Here is a 21,481-nt window from a genome sequence, read left to right on the forward strand (position 1 = left end):
ATGCCCTTTTTACAGGGTGTTACTGATATGAAAAAAATCAAAATCCACGTAGCCGCCCGGTTGCATGGTTGCATAATTGAACAGGCCGAAGCGGTATCCCATAAAATGGGGGAGCGTATATACCATTTGCAGCGGCGTACCGATAGACTCCCATTTTTGCCCGTCGAGGCTGTAAAAGAAATAAGCTTTGTCTGCCCGGTTCTTAAAATCACAGCTTGCCTTAAGGTAAATTGTTGATTGTTTCAACGGGATCCGGGCTGCTTCTGTAGCCGGTCCGGCTTGCGCGTTATACATCACGAGCCATTTGGATCCGTTATCAGATTTAACACCCACGAATCCATATTTTTGCTGCAGTAAAACCAAACCGGCAAAGTCGCCATCTTTCATATTCGCAACATCAACCAGCGTTGTTCCGGAGCACTCCGGGCCGATGGTTCGCTGCGTGAGGGTGTTACGTGCGGTTAGCAGCGTACTGTCCAACCGCCCGGTGGTTAACCTCAGGTAACCGGGTCGGCTTTTTAGCGACCACAAACTGTTTTCCGGATTGTGGTTCCATTGCCATACCAGCGGCAATTCGGGTTCTCCGCTCTTCCGGCTAAAATCATCTGAAGATACTAAGTGGGGGATCAGGCCCTGGCTTGCGGGTAAATCCAGCGTATCAGGCGCGTGGTGATCACCTAATACCGGCCAGCCCTCATTCCACGTAACCGGAACCAGGTAAGGAACCCTTCCCACGGCGCCGAAATCACGAAATAAATAGGCGTACCATATGCCTTTAGGGGTAGTGATTAGCCCGCCTTGTGCCACTCCTTTATCCTGCAGGCCAACCCGGCCTTCATATGGCCCCGCAAGTTGGTCTGACCGGTGTATCAAAACTGTGCGCATCCCGCCTTTAGGCCAGCTGATGTTAAACAGGAAATATTTGCCGTTAATTTTAAATAATTGCGACCCTTCGGCAGGCAAACCCGGAGTAGGCCCGGCAGCGGCACTTGCGTTTTCGATGATTACCTGTGGCCTTTTATCCTGGCGAATGCCCGAAAGGTCGTCATTCAGTTCGGCAAGCATGATCCTGCCGCTTCCGTAAACCATATAGGTTTTGCCATCATCATCAAAAAACAACGAATGATCATGCAGTGCAGGAGAAAATGAAGTCGTTTTCCATGGGCCTTTTTCAATGTTTTTTGTGCTGTAGATATAAGTTTTATTGGTAGTGCCCGAAAAGGTAGATACGTAAAAAGTACCGTTATGATAACGCAAACTGCTTGCCCACGAGCCCCGGCCATAAGCGTTTAACCCGTTATTCAGGTGAAGGGCATCACCTTCATCAAGCGTATCGTAAGCGTAGTTTACTATGCGCCAGTTCACCAGGTCCTTCGATTTCATGATGGGTAAGCCCGGGCTCAGGTGCATCGTGGTACTGCTTGCATAATAAGTATCGCCAACCCTGATCATCGATATATCAGGAACATCAGCGTAGATGATAGGGTTTTGCGCCTTCTGCGCGTTTACCGGCTGCGTTGCCAGCCAGTATGCCAGGCATATCAAGCCCAGTTTTCTGAAAAATCCCTTTATTTTTTGATTGGATATCATGATCTGAAACATTAAAAGTTAACCACGGCCCAATACGCCTTTTTACGGTGAAGATTACCATCAAACAAAAGGGGATAGGCTTTGATAACTTTACGGCTGATACCCTGGCTTGCAGCCGCGCCGCCGGCAATGCCACCGCCGCGGAAATCGAGCCAGCTGTACCTGTCTGATACGTTCCAAAAAGTTACCCCCGTGATAACTTTCTTGTATCTCCTGAAGATTTCGAATATACTTTTATACCTCTCGGCCTGCTGAACTGCCATAGTTTCGGTGTAAGCAGAATCCGGTGGTGCCTGGTCTTCAGTTTTGCGTGGCGGAGCAGTACGTACGGTAACATCCAGTTCAGTGATCTGCAGTTTTAAGCCAAGCGCAGCGTATTTATCCATAGCTTCGGTTATTTCCTCAATACCTGGTTCATTTAGCTTCCAGTGCCCTTGCAGGCCTATGCCGGTTACCGGTACACCTGCATCTTTAAGGCCCTTTAACAATTTGCAGATCTTATCCCGTTTTGATGGGACTTCGGTATTATAATCGTTGTAAAAAAGTTCGGCCTGCGGATCTGCCTCGTGCGCGTACTCAAATGCTTTGGCGATAAAATCCTCCCCGCAGATCTGGTACCATAACGAGTTGCGCAGGTAAGTTCCGGGTTTATCGTCAACAGCCTCGTTAACCACGTCCCAGGCATAAATCTTGCCTTTAAAATGAGTGACTACGGCAGTGATATGATCTTTAAGCCGCTTCAGCAGCACTTCTTTACTTACCTGTTTACCGGTGCTGTCCTTAAACATCCAGGCGGGTGCCTGCGCGTGCCATAACAAATTATGTCCCCTTATTTTCATATGGTTTTGCTGCGCAAACGCAACTATAGCATCGGCGTTTTTCCAGTTATATTCATTTTCATGCGGGTGAATAGGCCCCATTTTCATATCGTTTTCCGGTGTAACGCTGTTAAACTCCTTTGCAATCAACGCTGCTTCGGCCCCGCTGAGCGCCGCGGTATTAACCGCCACACCAATCGGAAAATATTTTCGATAATAGTCTTTCAGCCCTTTTTCGGCTTTTTGTGACTGTTTCGCTGCCGGAAACTCAGCAAAATCAGGGACTGAAATTCGCCTGTTTGTGAAGGAAACAAACAAGGCAAGCGCCATGATTGATAGCGAAGAAGTTAACAACGCGGTAGATTTAAGCTTCATTATATGAAAGTATTTTTACTGATGTAAATCAATTTATTTAAAACTTATCCAGTCGATATCTATGCCGGTACCGGCTTTTAACACTATGACCAGATCTGCGATTTTAGGTGGGGACGAGGTGAGACGGCTGTGTACAAGTTGCCAGTTGTTACCTTTAACGATGTTTGCCGTTGCCAGTAATTTCCCGCTCGCACTGCCAACACGCAATTCTATCGTCGCATCGGCCGCAGCGTTGGCCATTACCTGCATTTTACTGAATTTTTTACCGTTAAAATCAACACGGTTATAACGGATCCAGCTACCGGGGCTTTTGAAAGTGGTTTTCCAGCCGTCAAACTTTTTTGCGGTATCAATAAACGTAATGTTTACGGTGCTGTCCTTATCGCTATACCTGTCTATTTGTATTTTTTCCGAAGCCTTAGTTATTCCTACGCCCCGCAGGGTTGGGATAACCTTTTTAATGGTGCCGTCTGCATTAAAAAATAGACTGTCGCATCTTATCGACCTGTTTTTATCAAAGTTGGGCGACAGGTCGTCATTATGATAAAACAGGTACCATTGGTTTTTAAACCGGATGATAGATTGATGATTGGTCCAGCAGCCCGAAGCTGATTCGTCCATCAGCACACCGGTAAATTTAAATGGCCCCAGCGGGTTATTAGCGATAGCATATTCCAGCCTTTCAATTTTATTAGCCACATGAGGGTAGGTGAGGTAATAAATACCATTACGCTCAAAAAGATACGGGCCTTCCTTTAATCCCTTATCAGGTAATTCGGTCAATATTTGAGGCGCGGATGCAAGCTCCAGCATGTTATCTTTAAGTTTCGCGGCATAAAGGTTACCCTGTGCCCAATACAGGTAAGCCTGTCCGTATTTATCTATAAAAACGTTGGGATCGATGCCGTGTACGCCCTCAATAGGTTCGGGTTGCGGGGTGAACGGGCCATAAGGTTTATCGGCTACAGCCACGCCAATGGCAAAGCCACGTCCGTTTTCGCTGCCTTTTTTAGTGGTAGGAAAATACATATAATACTTACCATCGCGAAAAATGCAATCTGGTGCCCACATGCTGTATGATGTAGGTTCGGCCCATGGCACGGTGGTTTGACTGATGATCATGCCATGATCGGTCCAATCAGTAAGGTTTGCTGATGAAAAAACATGATAATCTTCCATGCAAAACCAACCTGGGCGGCCGTGGCCCTGAGTCGCCCTGATATCATGAGAGGGATAAACATAAACGCGGTCGCCAAAAACACGCGCCGATGGATCTGCTGTAAACTGGTCCCTGATCAATGGGTTTTGCGCGTCACATTGCCCGGCGAAGCCCGTTACCGAAACCAATAGCAAGAGCCAAAACTTAATATTTTTCATGAACTAAATATTTCGGGTGAAATTTATCGTTGATTTATTTAAACAGAACGGGTGCAAACTTATAAAGGTCATTTCGCCAAACAGGCCAGGTATGGCCGCCAGGATACTCGTAATAAGTATGTTTAATCTTCATCTCATCAAGCTTTGCAAGCATAACCTGGCAGTTTTTATAGGCTATATCTTCCTTGCCACCCATCGCAATCCAGAACGCTTTAAGGTTGGTATTGATTTTGGCGGCGTTCTTCTTCATAAAATCGTATTGTGCATCTGCGATGCTATTTTGCATGGGCAAAATCCAACCGGAGCTGAACACCCCGAGATAACTGAACGTGTCGGTGTTGTAAATACCTGTATATAAAGTATTAATGCCGCCCATAGAAAGCCCGGCCAGGGCGCGGCCCTGCGGGGTTCGGTCAACCCGGTATGTTTTTTCTATAAAGGGGATAATGTTCTGTTTTATTTCGTTTGCAAAAGTTTTAAGGCCTGCTTCGCCAAATCCGGCGCCGCTAAAGTTAGCATCCGGCATAACCACCAGCATTGGTTTAGCCTGTTTGGCAGCAATCAGGTTATCCATGATCAGGTCGGTTTTACCCTGAAATGCCCAGCCGGTTTCATCCTCGCCGCCGCCATGCAGGATGTATAGCACCGGGTATTGAGCGCGGCTATTCAAATCATAACCCGGCGGGGTGTAAACAAATAACCTTCGCCATGATTTGGTTACGGTTGAATAATATGTTTTAATGCGGATATCACCGTGCGGAACATTTTTCAAAGCGTAATATTCGCCGCCATCAAAAGGTATTTCAATGCCGCTGGCCATGCGCCCCATACCGTAAAATGTTTGACTGGAAGGGTCGGTAGTAGCTACGCCATCTATGATCAGCGAATAGTAATGAAACCCTTCGCCTACCGAATCGGTAGTGGCTGTCCAATAACCGGCGGTGTCTTTAACCATATCGTATTTTCTACCAAGGTCAACCTGTACCTTTTGCGCTTCCGGTGCTTTGAGGCGGAAGGCCACCCGGTGGTCGGGCAGAATGAAAGGATATTTGGAGCCCCTGATATTGGTAGATGCAGGGCCGCCCAGAATCATCCTGTTAAATTTATCAATATCAACCGGTTTGAACAGGAACTGCGAGAACAGGTACAGGTCATTTTTCCATACCTTAAAATCGTGGATCCCGGGCTCAACGCTGAAGATATGCGGGACGTTTTTTTGCTCGAGGTAATCATGTGTACGTTTGCTGAATGACATTAATCCGTCATGATCCCCGCACGAAATCCAAAGCAGTTTAAGCTTACTTTTCGCAGCCTCGGGGTCGGGTACAAGCTCTTCAGGTTTTTTGGTGTTGGGTGCAGATGAAAAGCCGCCAACCCAGGCAAATTTATCCAGGTTCCCCAATCCGAAATTGAGCGATTGCCCGCCGCCCATCGATAGCCCTGCCAGGGCCCGGTGCTCGCGATCAGTATAAACAGGATATTTTTTCTGGATAAACGGGATCAGGTCGTCCAGCAAATCGCGCTCAAAGGTTGCAAATGCGGCAACTTTATCCGGCGCCATGATATTGCCGGTTGCCCGGTCGTCTTTCATGGCGCGGCCGTTGGGTAATACCACAATCATCGGTTCCAGTTTTTTATCAGCATATAGGTTATCCAGTATCACCTGTGGGGTGCCCTGGTTAAGCCATTCAAATTCGTCGCCACCGATGCCGTGTAGTAGGTATAAAACAGGGTAAGTTTTTTTGGGGGTATATCCGGGCGGCAGATACACTATGGCGCGGCGGCGCGAATCGACCGTTCTTGAAGTGTAAGTAACGGTATCCAGCTTTCCATGCGCTATTCCTGTGCGGGGCTTATCAAAGCCAGTGGGAGAGTGCTTAACAGCGGGCTGAGAGAGGGCCATCATTGCACGCAAAATACTGATGATGGTAAGGTAGACTATCTTCTTCATAATTTTTAGTACCTGTTAACCAACCGAGCTAAACTCGCCATTGGATCAACAGCATGTTAATGCGGGTTAATATATTTTTAGTTTTTACTCGTTTGAGGATTACCCGAAAGTAGGCGAACAACTTTTGCCGCGGTTAACACAAATTACGATAATGATAGAACGAATGTTTAAGCACATTAAAATAATTATCAAAACCGGTTAAAGCCTGGCGGCAACTAAAGGATAAATACGGTGTTTATTTATTTTGTTCTGTTTCAAAGTATTGATTTTTAACATGTTATGTAAATTGTTTTTAGCGACAGCTGCATTGTCAGGTTAAATTGTAACAATTGTATGCCTTTTTTCAAGGGTTAAACAGGCAGGTACATTCGTGCTATCAAAATATTGGATTGTGGTAGCAAACCATTTTCTGTACGGATACTTTCGTACAGTCCGAAATCGGCACAACCAATCCGTAAACTTCTATAAGCAATTTATAAACCATGCAATTAAAAATTTACCCGCTAAAACCGTTTAGGTTGTTGATAGCATTGATCTTTTGCCTGTCATCATTGCATTCCGGGGCGCAAAAACTAAAACTGAACAAACTGGGCTATTTCGAAACGCCCGGCGTAAACGTACTGGTATTCAGTAGTCAATACAACGGTATTTTCCAGGATGAAAAAACGGCGGGTGTTGAGCTGATCCACCACGGTGTGCGTACCATTACGGGCGGCGCGGTCCGTATGCAAAATACACCAGAGCAATGGGACCTGGTGCCTACGCTGGTTAACCGCACGGTTGACAGCGTAAATAACCGCATTGATGTTACCATGCGTTATGAAGATTATGATTTCAATTCGAGGATCAGCGTGGCGCCAAAAGGCAATGGCGTTGAACTGAATGTGTACCTGGATAAGCCCGTTCCCGAAAAACTGGCCGGAAGGGCAGGGTTTAACCTTGAGGTTATACCATCGGCTTACTTTGAAAAAACATTTTTAATTGACGGAAAGCCCGGGGAGTTCCCGCTTTACCCGGCCGGCTTAACCAAAATGCTTCCGTCAAGCCAAAAGATCCCCCAGTTTGCCGGTCATACTACGTTTGATGATCGCGGCAGGAACGAATTTATCGACCCGGCGCCGCTCGCTACCGGCAGAACGCTGGTAATGGCACCGGAAGATCCGGCTCAAAATATCAAAATACAATCGGCTGATGCCGATTTGCTATTGTTTGATGGCCGCAGCCTTGCACAAAACGGCTGGTTTATTGTACGCAGCTTATTGCCCCCCGGTAAAACAGGCAAGGTATTAACCTGGTACATCGAGCCTAATGCCATACCCGGCTGGAAACGTGTACCGGTTATTGAGTTTTCGCAGGTGGGTTATCGCCCGGAGCAGCGGAAAACAGCTGTAATAGAACTTGATAAAACCGATAAGCCCTTGAATACCGCAACCCTTTTTGAAGTAACTCCCGACGGTAAATACGTTGAACGCTTAAGATCAACCTTGCAGCAATGGGGACAATTTACCCGGTACAATTATCTGAAATTTGATTTCAGCAGTATTAAAAAAGCTGGGTTGTATGTTATAGCTTATGGCGATCAGAAAACCAACGCGTTCCCTATTAATACCAACGTTTATGAAAATATAGGGCATCCTACTATGGATGTGTGGTTCCCGGTGCAAATGGACCATATGATGGTTAACGAAGCATACCGCGTATGGCACGGCGCGCCTTTTCTTGACGACGCGTTACAGGCGCCGCCAAACCACCAGCATTTTGATACCTACAAGATGGGGCCCACCACCGATACCAGATACAAGCCGCTTGAAAGGATTCCCGGGCTTAACGTTGGGGGCTGGTTTGATGCCGGCGACTTTGACATTGAAACGCCGTCGCACTGCAACGTGGTGCTGAGTTTTGTTGAAGCCTGGGAGAATTTTAAAATTAACCGGGATGAAACGTATGTAGATTATGCCACACGCTATGTGGATATACACCGCCCGGATGGTAAACCTGATCTGTTACAGCAAATTGAACACGGCACATTGAACTTGGTGGCACAGGTTGTAAATATAGGTCACCCGGCCCGCGGTATTATAGTGCCGAACCTGCACCAATATCACCACCTGGGTGATGCCGTTAACGAAACAGATAACCTGCCTTACAACGCTTCCTTAAAGCCCTATCAAACTGATGGAAAATCAAGCGGTACACCGGATGACCGTTGGGCCTTCACTACCAGGAACATATCGCTTGATTATCAAACCACGGCCGCGCTTGCTGCCGCCAGCCGGGCGCTGAAGGGGTATAATGATACGCTTTCCCTCCAAAGCCTGCAATGTGCTCAGAAACTATGGCACGAAGATGATAGCTTAAAAATGCATATGGATTCGGCGGCCAGGGCACGGAACATGTTTATGGCCGGTACCGAAATGCTTGCCGCCCTGCAGTTGTACATCACTACCAAAGATGAGCAGTATGCTGGCCGATTCAAAGAACTCATCATGCCGATGCTTAACCGCTTTCCGGGTTTTGTTATGATAAACGCGCTAAGGGCTTACCCTTATATGGATAAAGATTACCAGGATAAAATAGCGGCCTACATGCAAAAATACAAAGCCTCGTGCGATGCTTATGATAAGCAAAACCCATATGGGGTGCCTGTTACACCAGGTGGCTGGGGCGGTAGTGGCCAGGTTATTAATTTCGCCATTACCAACTATTACGCTAACAAATATTTCCCTGATGTTATTGGTGCCGAATATGTTTATAAGGGCCTGGATTATATTTTCGGCTGTCATCCTTATTCCAACCTGTCGTTTGTATCGGCAGTGGGTGTACGTTCAAAAAAGGTAACTTATGGTAATAACCGGGCCGATTTCAGATTTATAGCCGGTGGTGTAGTGCCGGGAATCCTGCTGCTTAAACCCGATTTTCCGGAGAACAAGGAAGACTGGCCGTTTTTCTGGGGCGAAAACGAAGTGACGATAGCCGGTTGTGCCGAATACGTTGTTTTATCAGGCGCAGCTAACCAGTTAGGGCTGCATCATTAACTGAATAATTTATCAACTATTAACCGCTGAAACAAAAGGACGATGTGATTTTGGGATTTCAGCTAATAAAAAATAGCCCTGTCGGACAGATGCCGGCAGGGACTATACAGGGTAGATAAGGGTGCTATTCCTTAAACAAAAGCGGGGCAAGTTCATAAAGACTGCGGCGCCAGGTAAGAAACTCGTGGGCTGTGTTTTCAGATACAAACGATACAGCATCATAGCCAGCCGCTTTTAAAGCAACCACGGCATTTTTAACACCATCCGGTCGTTCCTTGCTTCCGCAACTTATAAATACCAGTTTAGGTTTGGGCTTGTCTTTAAGCTCGTCTGGCGTATAAATTCCGCCGCTAAGTAAGGCATAATAACCAAAAAGATCTGGTTTGTTCAGCGTGATCATATGTGTTTCCATACCACCCATCGATAAGCCTGCCATAGCGCGGTGGGGCTTGTCGGCCCGGGTGCGAAAGCTGGCATCCACATAGGGGATAAGTTCATCTGTTAAAACGGTCTGAAACGCTTCGATGTTAAAATTTCTAAGCGCGTTTGGGCCGGGCCGCAGGCCGTTGGTCATCCCATAAGTCATTACAATTATAAATGGCTGTATTTTGCCCGCCGCAATTAAGTTATCCATAATCAGGTTGGCGTGCCCCTGGTTACTCCAGGCGGTTTCATCTTCGCCCCATCCATGCTGCAGGTATAATACCGGGTATTTTTTTGATTTTTCCTTATCGTACCCCGGTGGAGTATAAACAAAAGCCCTGCGCGATGTATTGGTGCTTTTTGACGGAAACAGGATCTGCTGCACGTTGCCGTGCGGAACATCCTTAAGGGCGTAAAAATCCTGATCATGTGCAGGTATTTCAATGCCGCTTTCCCATCGTGTGGAACCATAAAAATTCAATGTGCCCGGATCATTGAACACCCCGCCGTCTACAGTTAGATGGTAGTAATGAAATCCTTCATCCATCGGCCCCTCCGTGGTGCCTGTCCAGAACCCGTCGGTTCCCTTTGTAAGTTTGGTGCCGCCGCGACCACCCAAGCCAAGACTTACTTTAACACTATCGGCCTTTGGCGCATTAATGCGGAAACGGGCGTAACCCTGCGAGTTTACCTGTGGGTATTCCTGTCCCGGTTGGTTAAGCGCAGACGGTTTAAAATCGTCGGTTATTGAATTTGATGAGGTTTGCGCCATGCAAATACCGGAAGCAAACGTAACGGCGAACAAGGCAAGTAAGTGTTTCGGTTTCATAATAGATTATTGAGGTTTATGTATGGTAGTTCAGCAGTTTTTGTATGTTTTTTCGGTGGGCATCAGCCCTTTTGTATTCAATTGTTATTAAATACTATTAATTGTTTTTATAACACATATTTTAAAATGAGTTTCTTTCTGTTATTTTGAGTATCTGCCACCGGCTTACCGCTAAACTATTTACCAATAAGGTATTTGCTTAATAGTTTATAAAGGCTCTACAAGTGGATAGAAGCCAATTTTATTAACGTAAAGGTATCTTTCAGCAAAAAATGGTGTGCGCATTTTTTAGCCGAATTTTACAACTTTTGTTAATAGCCGGCATCTTTCTGTTATAAATTTAAATTGCTATATATTCACTTTTGTACAATAATTATGGTTATAATTGAACAATAGTGTTATTTCTTTGAACAAATGTTTGCCTGTTTCATTGTTGTAAAATGTAAATTTGGTTAATGATGTGTTAGGGAACCGTCGTCTTTACCAATTTTTTAAACCATAGTTCATCAATAACTTTTTCCTGCGGCCTATACCCGCACCGGAGATTTATAACCTGTTTGTTATGATGTATTCTTTACGCTTGTTGTATAAGCATGGAAGTATTTACGCGCTGCTTTGCAGTATCGCCGCTGTTGTTTTAACCGCTGTATGCTTCCCGGCGCATGCTCAAAAACCTAATCTGAAATTTACGGCGTTAACCACCAAACAGGGTTTAATGGGTAATGCTGTTAACACAATCATGAAGGATATGAACGGAATGATGTGGATAGGCACATCCGAAAGTTTGAACCGCTATGACGGTAAGCGGTTTAAAGTGTATCCGCTCGGTGTGAAACGGCAGGTAGAACCGGGTTCGAACGAAATAAGCAGCATGAGTATGGACCGTTTCGGTACGTTATGGGTAGGTACCATAGGTTTCGGGCTGTATTATTATGACAGGAAGGCGGATGTATTCAGGTCCTTTACTTCATCGCTAAAAGGGCAGCGTATTAGCCAGAATGTAGTAACCGCCGTGTATGCGAACCGAAGGGGTGAAGTTTGGGTAGGTACGGTAAGCGGCCTTGACGTGATTGCTGCCGACCGCAAACATATCAGGCATTTGGAGACCGGTGGAGATGAACCGGGTGGGATACCAGCTAAAAGTATGACCTATATTTTTGAGGATGGCCATGGCAGGATGTGGGTATGCACCGGCTCAGGCTTATATTTATATGATGAAGCACGTAAAAACTTTAAGGCTTTCAGGCATCAAAAAAGTGATCCCCGGAGTTTACCCTCGGATATTATCATGACTGTTTCAGAGGATAAAGCCGGTAATATATGGGTAGGTACATCAAATGGCCTGAGCCGCCTTGCCAAAGACGGTGAGCATTTTATAAATTATTGTTACAACGATAAGGATGAGCAGTCGCTTTGCGGTGATATTGTTTACAGTATAGCCGCTGATGATAAAGATCATATCTGGGTTGGAACAGAGGGAGGCCTCAACGTAATGGACATTAACACCGGTAAAGCTGTGAGATACCGGCATGATCCGCGAGATCCGTACAGTCTCAACAGTAAATCGATCCGTAGTATCTATGTCGACCCCCAGGGTATTTATTGGCTGGGTACCTATATGGGCGGCATTAATAAATACGACAAAAACCTTACGCTGTTCAATTACGTCCAATCCACCGAACTGGATCCCTTTGGCTTGCGTGCGCCTATCGTATCATCCTTTGCGCAAAAAAGTGATAACGAATTATACGTGGGCACCGACGGCGGCGGTCTCAGCATCTTTAATAACAAAACCAACCGTTTTAGCCATGTTCTTATACAGCCTAAAGAAAAAATAAACTCGGCGGGTTTGCCAATCATGGCTATGCTGCTGGATCACAGGCAGCAACTTTGGATAGGAACCTTCGGCCACGGGCTGTTTAAACTGAACACCGTTAACAACGCTTATACCCAATATACCAAAGGCCCCGGGGAACTGAATATCAGCCAGAATAACATTTTCGCGTTCAAGGAGGACCGCCTGGGCAATGTGTGGATCGGTACCAATGGCGCCGGTATTGATATTTATGATACCAGGACAAACAGTTTTCGCAGGTTCGCTCCCTCGTTATCTGCAAAAAAAGGTCGCGAATTTCCATCAAACGGTTATATCCGGGCTTTTGAAGAAGATAAAGATGGCAACATGTGGATAGGATCGTACGGCACAGGCATTGCCATCTATAATCCGGCTACCGGGCTGTTTGATACTTTTAACCCAACTAATACGGGCTTACCCATAGCAGAGGTTTTATCCTTAAAAAAGGATGCAAACGGTAATATGTGGATAGGCACCAATGGCGATGGCCTTTTTTACTATAGTTATCTAAAGAAAAAAATAATCCCCTTTAAATATAATAACAGGTTGCCCAACGGTGTGATCTGTAAAATTTTGCAGGATAAAACGAACAATATATGGTTCAGCACCAACCAGGGTATTGGCCGCATCGATCCGGCAGACCAGAAACTTTATGTTTATTGCGGTGATAACGGCCTTCAGAATAATGTATTTTTAAACGGATCAGGCCTGCTGGCCACCGATGGTACACTTTATTTTGGAGGGGTAGCCGGGTTTAATTATTTTAAAGGGACAGATGTAAGGCTCAACAAAAATGTTCCGCCGGTTATGCTTACCACCCTTATTGTGGATAATAAGCGGATTTCGCCCGATCATGATAACCCGCAACCTGTTAACATCAGCGAAGAGCGACAAATCACCATTAAATATAAACAGGATTTTGCTATCAATTTTGTGGCGCTTAATTATACGCTTCCGCAACAAAACAGGTATTCCTACATTTTAGAGGGTTTTAGCAATTCGTGGAAAAATGCCGGGACATCAACAACGGCCAGTTATACCAATCTTGATCCGGGCGAGTACACATTCAGGGTACGTGCCGCTAATAACGACGGAAAATGGAATTACACGGGCACCGCATTGAAAATTATCGTGAAGCCCCCATTCTGGATGACCGTTTATGCATACGTTTGCTATGTATTGCTGGCATTTGGGGTATTACTGCTTATCCGTAGGCAAGGCATCAAAAAGCTCAAAAAGAAACTTCGTGATGAGCAGGAACGCAAGGATGCCGATGCCCGTCATGAACTTGATGAAATGAAGATCAGTTTTTTAACCAATCTAAGTCATGAGTTCCGGACGCCGATATCTTTAATAATGGCTCCGGTAGATAAGCTTTTGGAGCAGCCAAATACCCAGGCGGTTTCTGAGCAATTAGGTGTGATTAAAAGAAATTCGCGCCGGTTGCTTAACCTTGTTAACCAATTGCTCGATTTTAGAAAACTTGAAGAAAATCAGCTTAAACTCAATTTGGTTGAAGGGGAGTTTATTTCGTTTGCGCGAGAGGTTGCCGATTCGTTTTACGATCTGGCAAACAGGAAAAAGATACATGCCGTTTTTAAAACCGCTTGTGAGCAGTTGTTTGTAAAGTTTGATCACGATAAAGTGGAGCGGATATTATTCAACCTGTTGTCCAACGCCGTTAAATTTACTATGGCAGGGGGGCAGGTTACCGTTGAAGTTGGCGCTCCGGCTATATCTGCCGATGGTGATGCCTACTTGCTTGCTATCTCGGTTACAGATACAGGCACCGGGATATCGCCGGAGCAGGCAGCCCATGTTTTTGACAGGTTTTACCAGGCCGATGCACAGCCGGCTATCCTTAACCAGGGCAGCGGGATTGGCTTATCCATAGCACACGAGTTGGTGCAGTTGCATGGTGGTGAAATAGGTGTAGAAAGTGAGTTAGGTAAGGGATCTACTTTTTCATTTACGATCTCGTTGCCGTTTATCGCCCTAACAGAAACGGCAATACCTCAACAAAATCAATCCAGCATTGCTGTAGATTTTGTTGAGGGTGATACCGTCGGCAAACCCGCTACTACAGAAGCGGCAAAAGGCGTTAAACTGCCGCACGTACTTATTATTGAGGATAATGACGAAATGCGGCATTACCTGGCCGGAAACCTCGGAGCTGCCTATAAAGTAACTGAAGCAATTAACGGCCGCGATGGCTGGCATAAGGCGCTTGCCGTACACCCGGACCTAATCGTAAGCGACATCAGTATGCCTTATATGGACGGGATACAGTTGAGCTGCAAGCTCCGGGCAGATAAGCGGACCAGCCACATCCCGATCATCTTATTAACGGCTATGGCCAGCCAAAAAGACCAGATTGCCGGGTTGGAACTGGGGGTAAATGATTACCTCACCAAACCCTTTAATTTCGATATACTGAATATCAAGATCAAAAACCTGCTGCACTTAAATAATTCGCTTAAGGAAACTTACCAGAAAAAGATAAAGGTTATCCCTGAAGATCTGGATATTGAATCACCATCAGAGCGGTTTATTAAAGATGTGGTGATATATATCGAGAAAAATATGAACAACCCGAAATTTTCGGTCGAGGAGATCAGCCATCACTTCAGTATGAGCAGGGGCTCATTTTACAGTAAGATCACTGAGCTTACCGGCGAGCCTCCTGTGGAGTTTATCCGTTCCATAAAACTGGATAAGGCAACTGTATTGCTCGAAAAAACCGATCTCACTATCGCCGAGATAGCTTATTCCATCGGGTTTTCTACACCGCATTATTTCACCAAATCATTCAAGGCAAAATATAACATATTGCCATCAGAGTACCGGGTAAAAAAAGTGAGCGTTAAAAGCGTGGCGTAACCTGCCTTGTTGATTTGCAGAATCCACTTACCTGCCGCCGCCGGTTACCTGAACAGGCACCGCATTTGCCGAGTCCTTCGGTTTATAACCGAGCAGGTTAAGCATTTGAAGTCCGTACCGTGTACCCAACATCCGGTAGCCCTCGGCCGTAAAGTGCAGCTTATCAGGCGCTGCCGGGCAGCCGGCCGAATTAATTACGTAAGAGTTACGGATAACCTCCGGTAGCTGGTTAATAACCTTGTTCATAGCGGCGCATTTGCCTCCCTGGTCTTCGTTAACCAGCTCTCCGGCCAGCAACGGAACTTTCCTTGCTTTAAGGTGCAGGTCTTTGATCAACCTATCGTAAATGCTTTTTACTTTTTGTGTCCAAAGGCTATCATTCGGGTTTGATTCGCCCTGGTGTAGTAAGATCCCTTTGATGATCCCGTCTCTTTGTGCCAGCTTAGCCATTTCAACTAATCGTCCGTACGGATTGCCGCCGTATTCGTTAATCATATTTACCATCCATGATGGGGCTGTAGCAGCATAAGTCTTATAACTATCTTCCTGGAATAACTCAATTTTACAACCAGCAACCGATACATTCACTATGCCAACTGTGATATCGTGGGGCAGACTGGCTATTAGGGTACGGCCAAAATAATCGGCGGGGGTAAGGCCGGTGTAGCACCTTGCCAAAGGCGGTACGGCGGTGTACCAGTTGCCTTTATTGCGTTTAAGATTGGGGCAGTCAACAGTTTCTAAAACACGTAAACGCGGATCGACCGTCGTGTCCTGTGGTTGTATGCGGGCGTTACCTTCCATGTTTGATTGACCGAAACATAAAAAAATATAAAACTTTTTGTTTTGGGCCGACGCGGTGCCTGCATATAAGGCGGCAATGATCAATAAGCTAACAGCAAGGCGGATTTTGGTCATGATGTTTTGGGGTTTTTTAATACCGGCAAATTGGACGGTAGCTATTAGTTAAAAGTACCCTTACCATGGTTTAAACCATTACAACTATTGTTGAAAGTGCTATAACAATTGTTGAGCTTTTGTCCTGCCTGTTCCTGTTCACACAGGTGGGTAGCAGGATTGCCTTAAAATAACCCGATCCTGACATGCGGCGGATGCCGACCGGTAAGTTTATGAACTGCTCCGGGGGCCTCCCAAAGGAAGACAGACATAAAAGGTAGTCCCGCCCTCGGGACGATCATCAAAAGTAATTTTACCTGCATGGGCCTCAACAATCTGTTTCGAAGCATACAATCCTAACCCGAATGTTTCTTCCCCCGCGGTACCAACCCGCCGGGCCTCGGCTGTGTTCTGGAATATTCGTTCTTTCAAGTGATCAGGAATCCCTATGCCTTCGTCGCGGATGCTTAAGATTGCCAGTCCATCCGATTCGTTAAGTTCAACCCATATCGTTGTGTTATTTGGACTGAATTTAATAGCGTTTACCAACAGGTTATTAAAAACGCGCCACAGCTTATGCTGATCAGCGAAGACAATCAACGATCTAACACTGTTTTTAATGATCTTTTGCTGTTTTTCGGCTGCTTTAAAACGAAGCAGCGCTACGCTGTGACGAAGCAACGCGGCCAGGTCTATCTCTTTGAAGTCCAGTTTTCCCTGATCAACGTTTTTATCCTTGTGAAGAATGTCGTCTATGATGAGATTAATCTTCATGATCGACTCTTTAGCGATGCCAAGCATTTCTGTATCTTCATCGTTTCGGTTATCCTCAAGCATCAATGAAACTATAGTGGAAAGCGCGTGCAGTGGGTTTCTAAGGTCATGGGCAAGCAGGTCTGATACTCTTATTCTTTCCCTGGTAGTAACTTCCATTTCCCGCAGCGTTAGCCGTAACTCCGAGTTTCTTGTCTCTCCATCTTTAACCCGCCTTCTCGAAGTATAGATCATTCGGGATAGCATCGCTAAAATGATGAACACCATGATGGAGAAAACAAGGATCGCGGCGCTTTCAAACTGATCGCGTTTTTCCATTGATCTTTTCTCGCTCTCCATTTCCATTACCTTAAATATGCCGTTCATGTTGGCACTGAGGAGCTTCCTTCTGTACTGTTGTATAGAATCCCGCAATATTGATCTTTTGCGGAGGTCATCAAGCGCATCAACATATTTGCCAACGGCCTGGGAATAGTCGGCCCTGGTCATCAAAAAGTTGATCTTACTGTCAGTGTCAGCCAGTACGGGCGACCTGCCGGCCGACGCGAGGAGTAAACCGGCTTGCGACAGGCGGCCGGTTTGCATAAATAACCTGGCGAGTTTCAGCCTCGTCATTAAAGCGTCCTGCTTGTATCGTCCCGGACGGTCATTAATATCAATATCTTCCCGGTAAGAACGCTCTGCAAGAGCGTATTGCTTTTTCATCATCCATGCATCGCCCATATTACCGACAATCACACCACGCGCCATTTCAAAGAAATCTTTCTTTTCCGGATATTTTGTAAGGTTTTGTTCCAGGAATTGCAGGGCCTCACGGTAATAAAATAAAGCGCTGTCTGGTAATCCGGATTTTAAGAAACTGCTGGAAAGGTTACTCAGAGCGCCCTGCTTATCAAAAATGTAATTAAAATCACTTTTGCCGGTCTTATCGATCTCGCCCACCTCTTTCTTATAATAGCTGCCGGCGAGTGCGAAGTTCTCCTGTTTATAAGAGATCATGGCGAGGCGTTCAAAGTAGTGAGCAGTAAAAAAATGCAGATCTTTTCGGGCACTATCTTCAAGTATTTGCTCGCGGCTTTTGAAGTAGTATTGAAAAGCATAACTGTAAAGGCCCTGCGAAAAAAGGAGATCTCCTTTCATCAAATAAGAATCAGCATATAAGAGATCATAGCCGGTTTGTTTTGCAAAGGGATTAAGTACCTGTTGCATACTGTCTATGTAAAGACCTGCAAGTTCATAGTCTTTTTTTCCCAGCGACCAGTTAGCCATAAATTTATAAATGCGGCTGCGATCTGCAGGTCCTGCACCCGGATAGGTATGGCGCGCCGAATCTATTAAAGCGAGGGCCTTTTTAGTAGCGCCCTGATCTTTATAAACAGTTGCCCGCTCTATAATAGCCGAGATATCAGGCAGGTTATCCGAACCCGGGGTATTTGATCGCCCGCAGGCTATAACGATAAAGATACAAGAAAGCAAAACCGCTGTTCTTAATTTACCCCTTAATAATTTTCCCATAGCATCATCATAATAACCGGGCCGTACTGAGGCCATGAAAATGCCACCAACTGCACCTGAACGTTATTGTTAATTGTCAGGATGCTGTCAAACAATATTCAATAATTTGGATAAATATAACATTCTGTGTAAAAATTTTATATTAAATCAAAATTTTTAAGAAAAACTATAGCACTACCGTTTTACAGGTATGAACAATAACCCGGTTAACGAATTTTTTTGCCAAATTGCTGGTCAGGATCAATAACTATTAATGTAGATAAATTAAGGTGTCCGGCTTATTGGATATGTTTATCCGGGCCGCCGCAGGTTTAAGCGGTTGTTTGTAAGAAGTATAGCTTCGCGCCTGTAACAGATCAATTCTGCTCGAAACGGCCGGTTGTTTTGTCGATGATGATCTTGTAAACTATAACGTCTATTTTATCACCGAGGTCGTACTCGCTTTCGATGATTCCATGGGAGGGATGGCCGGTAGGTTGTTCAACCAGTGGCATGATCCGGTGAATTAAGGCCTGCATTGCCTGTTGCTGTTCGTCAATTTCGGTAATCTCTTCAAATCTTCCCCAGGCAATAACACTTTTCCAGCTAAAAATGCTTTTTATCTCATCCACTTCAAAACAAACCTCAGGGTTTTGCCGCATCATCTCAATCTTTTTTCCCGGACCGGAGTGCGCATAAATAATTCCGTTTTTATAAACGTAATTAACAGGTACAACGTAGGTAGTGCCTTCGGCATGGCATCCAAGGCGGCCCGTAATTTGCCGGCTTAATAAAGCTTCAATTTCCGGTTGTGTTAATTTTCCTAACATAATGGCATGTATTTAATCTTAACAAAACTAAGCCGGGTTTTATAAAATTAACATGCTCGTTATCAGTTTAAATTGTGATTGCTGTCACAACGTAATCACAAAGCAAGTTTAAACTTCAATGCTATCCGCTTCCGGGTGAACAGGTCGGCAGATAAAAGGTCGCCGTTTTGTTAAATTCTGTTAAAGATCCGGGATTTCATCTCAACTACAGAATGTTACGATACTATTGTTTCAAATCCCCGGGCGCTGGTTAAACAGTAACTATCTCAGCAGGATTAATGGAGTTTATTGCTATACCCGATCTTAAATTTATGGACATAAAAGAGTTTCTTTCAACAATCGGCATTACCGCGGCATCGTTCGCATTGATCAATTGCATTGGTTGCAGTAAAAAATCAGATAACGTGTTGGGCGGTGGCGTTACCGGGCCTACCGGCGTTGATTTTACACTTGATCTTAGTGTTTCGGCAAATTCGGCTTTGCTTAATAACGGCGGCTACCTTGCTTCAAACGGCGTAATTGTTGCCAGAACAACTACCGGTAGTTACATAGCCGTACAGCAATCCTGTACACACGAAAGCTATCCGCTGATTTACCAGGGAGGCAGCCAGCAGTTTTATTGTAATAACCACGGTTCGGCCTTTACAGAGGCGGGAGTGGTTAAAAACGCGCCGGCAAACCGTAACCTCACCGTATACAAAACAACACTAACGGGTACCTCGCTGCGGGTATTCTCCTAAAAAAATAACATGAAATTACTGATCATCGCACTTTTTTTATTTACGGCTCAGCCGGTTACCTGGCTTGGCGACTTCAGCAAAGCAAAGGCCGAAGCGGCTGCATCACATAAGCTCATCCTGATAAATTTTTCCGGTTCTGACTGGTGCGGCCCTTGTATCCGGTTGAGAAAAGAGATACTGGAATCTGACAAATTCAACGATTTTGCTACTGATAAGCTTGTTTTGGTGAGGGCTGATTTTCCGCGGCAAAAGAAAAATCAATTGAGCAAAGAACAGGTGAAACTGAACGAGGCGCTTGCTGATCAATATAATCCCGATGGCAAGTTCCCTTTTACATTACTGGTTGATGAACACGGCAAGGTGTTAACACAATGGGATGGGTATCCAAATGAATCTGCCGATCAGTTTATTGAACAGGTTAAAGCATTTACAAAATGACGGAAGCCGGTGTAATACCAACCGTTCATAAGCGCATTTTGAAGCTGATGGGCAACCGCTTTGAAATAAGCGTAGTAAGCGATGATGAGCATTGGGCGTCGGGCCGTATTGACCTGGCTGTAGCCGAAATAAGCCGGATAGAAAAATTGCTCACCACCTTTAGCCCGGATAGTCAAACCAATCAAATTAATGCCGCCGCAGGCATAAAGCCGGTAAGAGTGGACGCGGAGGTGTTTCAGCTTATTCATCGTGCGCTGAAAATATCCGCGCTTACCCAGGGGGCCTTTGATATTACCTACGGATCAATTGATAAAAGCCTGTGGAACTTTGATGTAAACATGAAAAGTTTACCGGATGCCGAAACCGCGCGTAATGCGGTGCGGCTGATCAATTATAAAAACGTGCTTTTGGATACTGAAAGCCTCACGGTGATGCTTAAAGAAAAAGGTATGCGCATTGGTTTTGGCGGGATAGGGAAGGGGTATGCCGCCGACCGTGCAAAAGCTGTTTTACAGCAAAATGGTGTAAACAGCGGGATTGTAAATGCAGCCGGCGACCTCACCACCTGGGGAACGCAACCTAACGGTAAGCCATGGACCATAGCCATTGCAGACCCCGACAGGCAATTGACACCGTTTTCAACCCTAAACATCAGTAATATGGCCATTGCCACATCCGGTAACTATGAAAAGTACGCTGTAATAAATGGTAAAAAATATTCCCATACCATCGACCCTAAAACAGGCCTCCCGGTAAGCGGCATTAAAAGCGTGAGTATTATTTGCCCGAGCGCAGAATTTGCCGACGCTATGGCGACACCGGTAACCGTAATGGGGGTAAGGGTAGGACTGGATCTGGTCAATCAACTCCAACAACTTGCCTGCGTCATCATCGACGACAACAACCGTCTTTACACCTCTAAAAATATCAACGTTAAAAATTAATACATGAAAAAAGTACCCCTGCTTAAATTGATGCTGGTGAGTAGCTTACCGGCAATTGGTCTGTCGTCCTGCACTTCGGTAAAGGCTTATCAAAAAAACCGTCTTAATGACGCGGAAATGGAACTATCGGCCCGTAAATCGCAAAAGTTTGAGCAAAGTTTCCAGTTGTACCGCGAAGGCGGCTCGGGCGCGAATGGCGGAAAAAGCGGCGGCGGCTGCGGATGTAATTAA

The 21,481-nt window shown here is 45.4% G+C and carries 14 protein-coding genes; 6 read left to right on the forward strand and 8 right to left on the reverse strand.

Features of this window, described 5'->3' with window-relative positions; genetic code table 11:
• Positions 1 to 9: 9 nt before the first annotated feature.
• Genes LX99_RS07610 through LX99_RS07625 form a run of 4 tightly spaced genes read right to left on the reverse strand, consistent with a single transcriptional unit; the run spans position 10 to position 6,111 of the window.
• Positions 10 to 1,590, reverse strand: a complete 1,581-nt coding sequence (locus tag LX99_RS07610; protein WP_109607601.1) for a glycoside hydrolase family 43 protein — start codon at positions 1,588 to 1,590, stop codon at positions 10 to 12.
• Positions 1,591 to 1,601: 11 nt separating this feature from the next.
• Positions 1,602 to 2,783 carry an endo-1,4-beta-xylanase gene (locus LX99_RS07615; RefSeq protein ID WP_245927867.1) on the reverse strand — a complete coding sequence of 394 codons (1,182 nt, stop codon included), beginning with the start codon at positions 2,781 to 2,783 and terminating at the stop codon, positions 1,602 to 1,604.
• Positions 2,784 to 2,816: 33 nt separating this feature from the next.
• Positions 2,817 to 4,160 carry a family 43 glycosylhydrolase gene (locus LX99_RS07620; protein WP_109607313.1) on the reverse strand — a complete coding sequence of 448 codons (1,344 nt, stop codon included), beginning with the start codon at positions 4,158 to 4,160 and terminating at the stop codon, positions 2,817 to 2,819.
• A gap of 34 nt (positions 4,161 to 4,194) precedes the next feature.
• Positions 4,195 to 6,111, reverse strand: a complete 1,917-nt coding sequence (locus LX99_RS07625) for an alpha/beta hydrolase-fold protein (protein WP_109607314.1) — start codon at positions 6,109 to 6,111, stop codon at positions 4,195 to 4,197.
• Between the two features lie 482 nt (positions 6,112 to 6,593).
• On the opposite strand from LX99_RS07625, the gene LX99_RS07630 reads away from it, so the two are divergent.
• Positions 6,594 to 9,146 (forward strand): glycoside hydrolase family 9 protein, encoded by a 2,553-nt coding sequence (locus LX99_RS07630; RefSeq protein WP_109607315.1) that lies wholly within the window; start codon positions 6,594 to 6,596, stop codon positions 9,144 to 9,146.
• A 124-nt stretch (positions 9,147 to 9,270) separates the two neighbouring features.
• On the opposite strand, the gene LX99_RS07635 is transcribed toward LX99_RS07630, so the two are convergent.
• On the reverse strand, positions 9,271 to 10,398 hold the full coding sequence (locus LX99_RS07635; protein ID WP_109607316.1) for an alpha/beta hydrolase-fold protein: 1,128 nt from the start codon (positions 10,396 to 10,398) through the stop codon (positions 9,271 to 9,273).
• A 562-nt stretch (positions 10,399 to 10,960) separates the two neighbouring features.
• Here LX99_RS07635 and LX99_RS07640 point away from each other — a divergent pair.
• A complete protein-coding gene (locus LX99_RS07640) occupies positions 10,961 to 15,133 on the forward strand; it encodes a hybrid sensor histidine kinase/response regulator transcription factor (protein ID WP_109607317.1) in 4,173 nt (1,390 codons plus the stop codon).
• A gap of 27 nt (positions 15,134 to 15,160) precedes the next feature.
• Here the strand turns inward: LX99_RS07640 and LX99_RS07645 are convergent, their stop codons facing one another.
• The 3 genes from LX99_RS07645 to LX99_RS07655 all read right to left on the reverse strand — a co-directional run bounded on the left by LX99_RS07645 (position 15,161) and on the right by LX99_RS07655 (position 19,128).
• A complete protein-coding gene (locus LX99_RS07645; RefSeq protein WP_109607318.1) occupies positions 15,161 to 16,051 on the reverse strand; it encodes a sialate O-acetylesterase in 891 nt (296 codons plus the stop codon).
• A 210-nt stretch (positions 16,052 to 16,261) separates the two neighbouring features.
• A complete protein-coding gene (locus LX99_RS07650) occupies positions 16,262 to 18,319 on the reverse strand; it encodes an ATP-binding protein (RefSeq protein WP_170122654.1) in 2,058 nt (685 codons plus the stop codon).
• Between the two features lie 356 nt (positions 18,320 to 18,675).
• Entirely contained in the window at positions 18,676 to 19,128 is a 453-nt protein-coding gene (locus LX99_RS07655; RefSeq protein WP_022831593.1) for a pyridoxamine 5'-phosphate oxidase family protein, read from the reverse strand.
• 278 nt (positions 19,129 to 19,406) lie between these two features.
• Here LX99_RS07655 and LX99_RS07660 point away from each other — a divergent pair, with 278 nt between their 5' ends.
• Genes LX99_RS07660 through LX99_RS07675 form a run of 4 tightly spaced genes read left to right on the forward strand, consistent with a single transcriptional unit; the run spans position 19,407 to position 21,481 of the window.
• Complete coding sequence (locus LX99_RS07660; protein WP_245927868.1) at positions 19,407 to 19,868, forward strand: QcrA and Rieske domain-containing protein; 462 nt, start codon at positions 19,407 to 19,409, stop codon at positions 19,866 to 19,868.
• 9 nt (positions 19,869 to 19,877) lie between these two features.
• Positions 19,878 to 20,306, forward strand: coding sequence for a thioredoxin family protein (locus tag LX99_RS07665; RefSeq protein WP_109607320.1), 429 nt, complete (start codon positions 19,878 to 19,880; stop codon positions 20,304 to 20,306).
• Positions 20,303 to 21,250, forward strand: coding sequence for an FAD:protein FMN transferase (locus LX99_RS07670; RefSeq protein WP_109607321.1), 948 nt, complete (start codon positions 20,303 to 20,305; stop codon positions 21,248 to 21,250). The genes LX99_RS07665 and LX99_RS07670 overlap by 4 nt, the downstream gene beginning before the upstream one ends.
• Before the next feature lie 3 nt (positions 21,251 to 21,253).
• On the forward strand, positions 21,254 to 21,481 hold the full coding sequence (locus LX99_RS07675) for a DUF4266 domain-containing protein (RefSeq protein WP_022831589.1): 228 nt from the start codon (positions 21,254 to 21,256) through the stop codon (positions 21,479 to 21,481).

It is taken from the genome of Mucilaginibacter oryzae (genome assembly GCF_003148845.1).
Classification (GTDB): domain Bacteria; phylum Bacteroidota; class Bacteroidia; order Sphingobacteriales; family Sphingobacteriaceae; genus Mucilaginibacter; species Mucilaginibacter oryzae.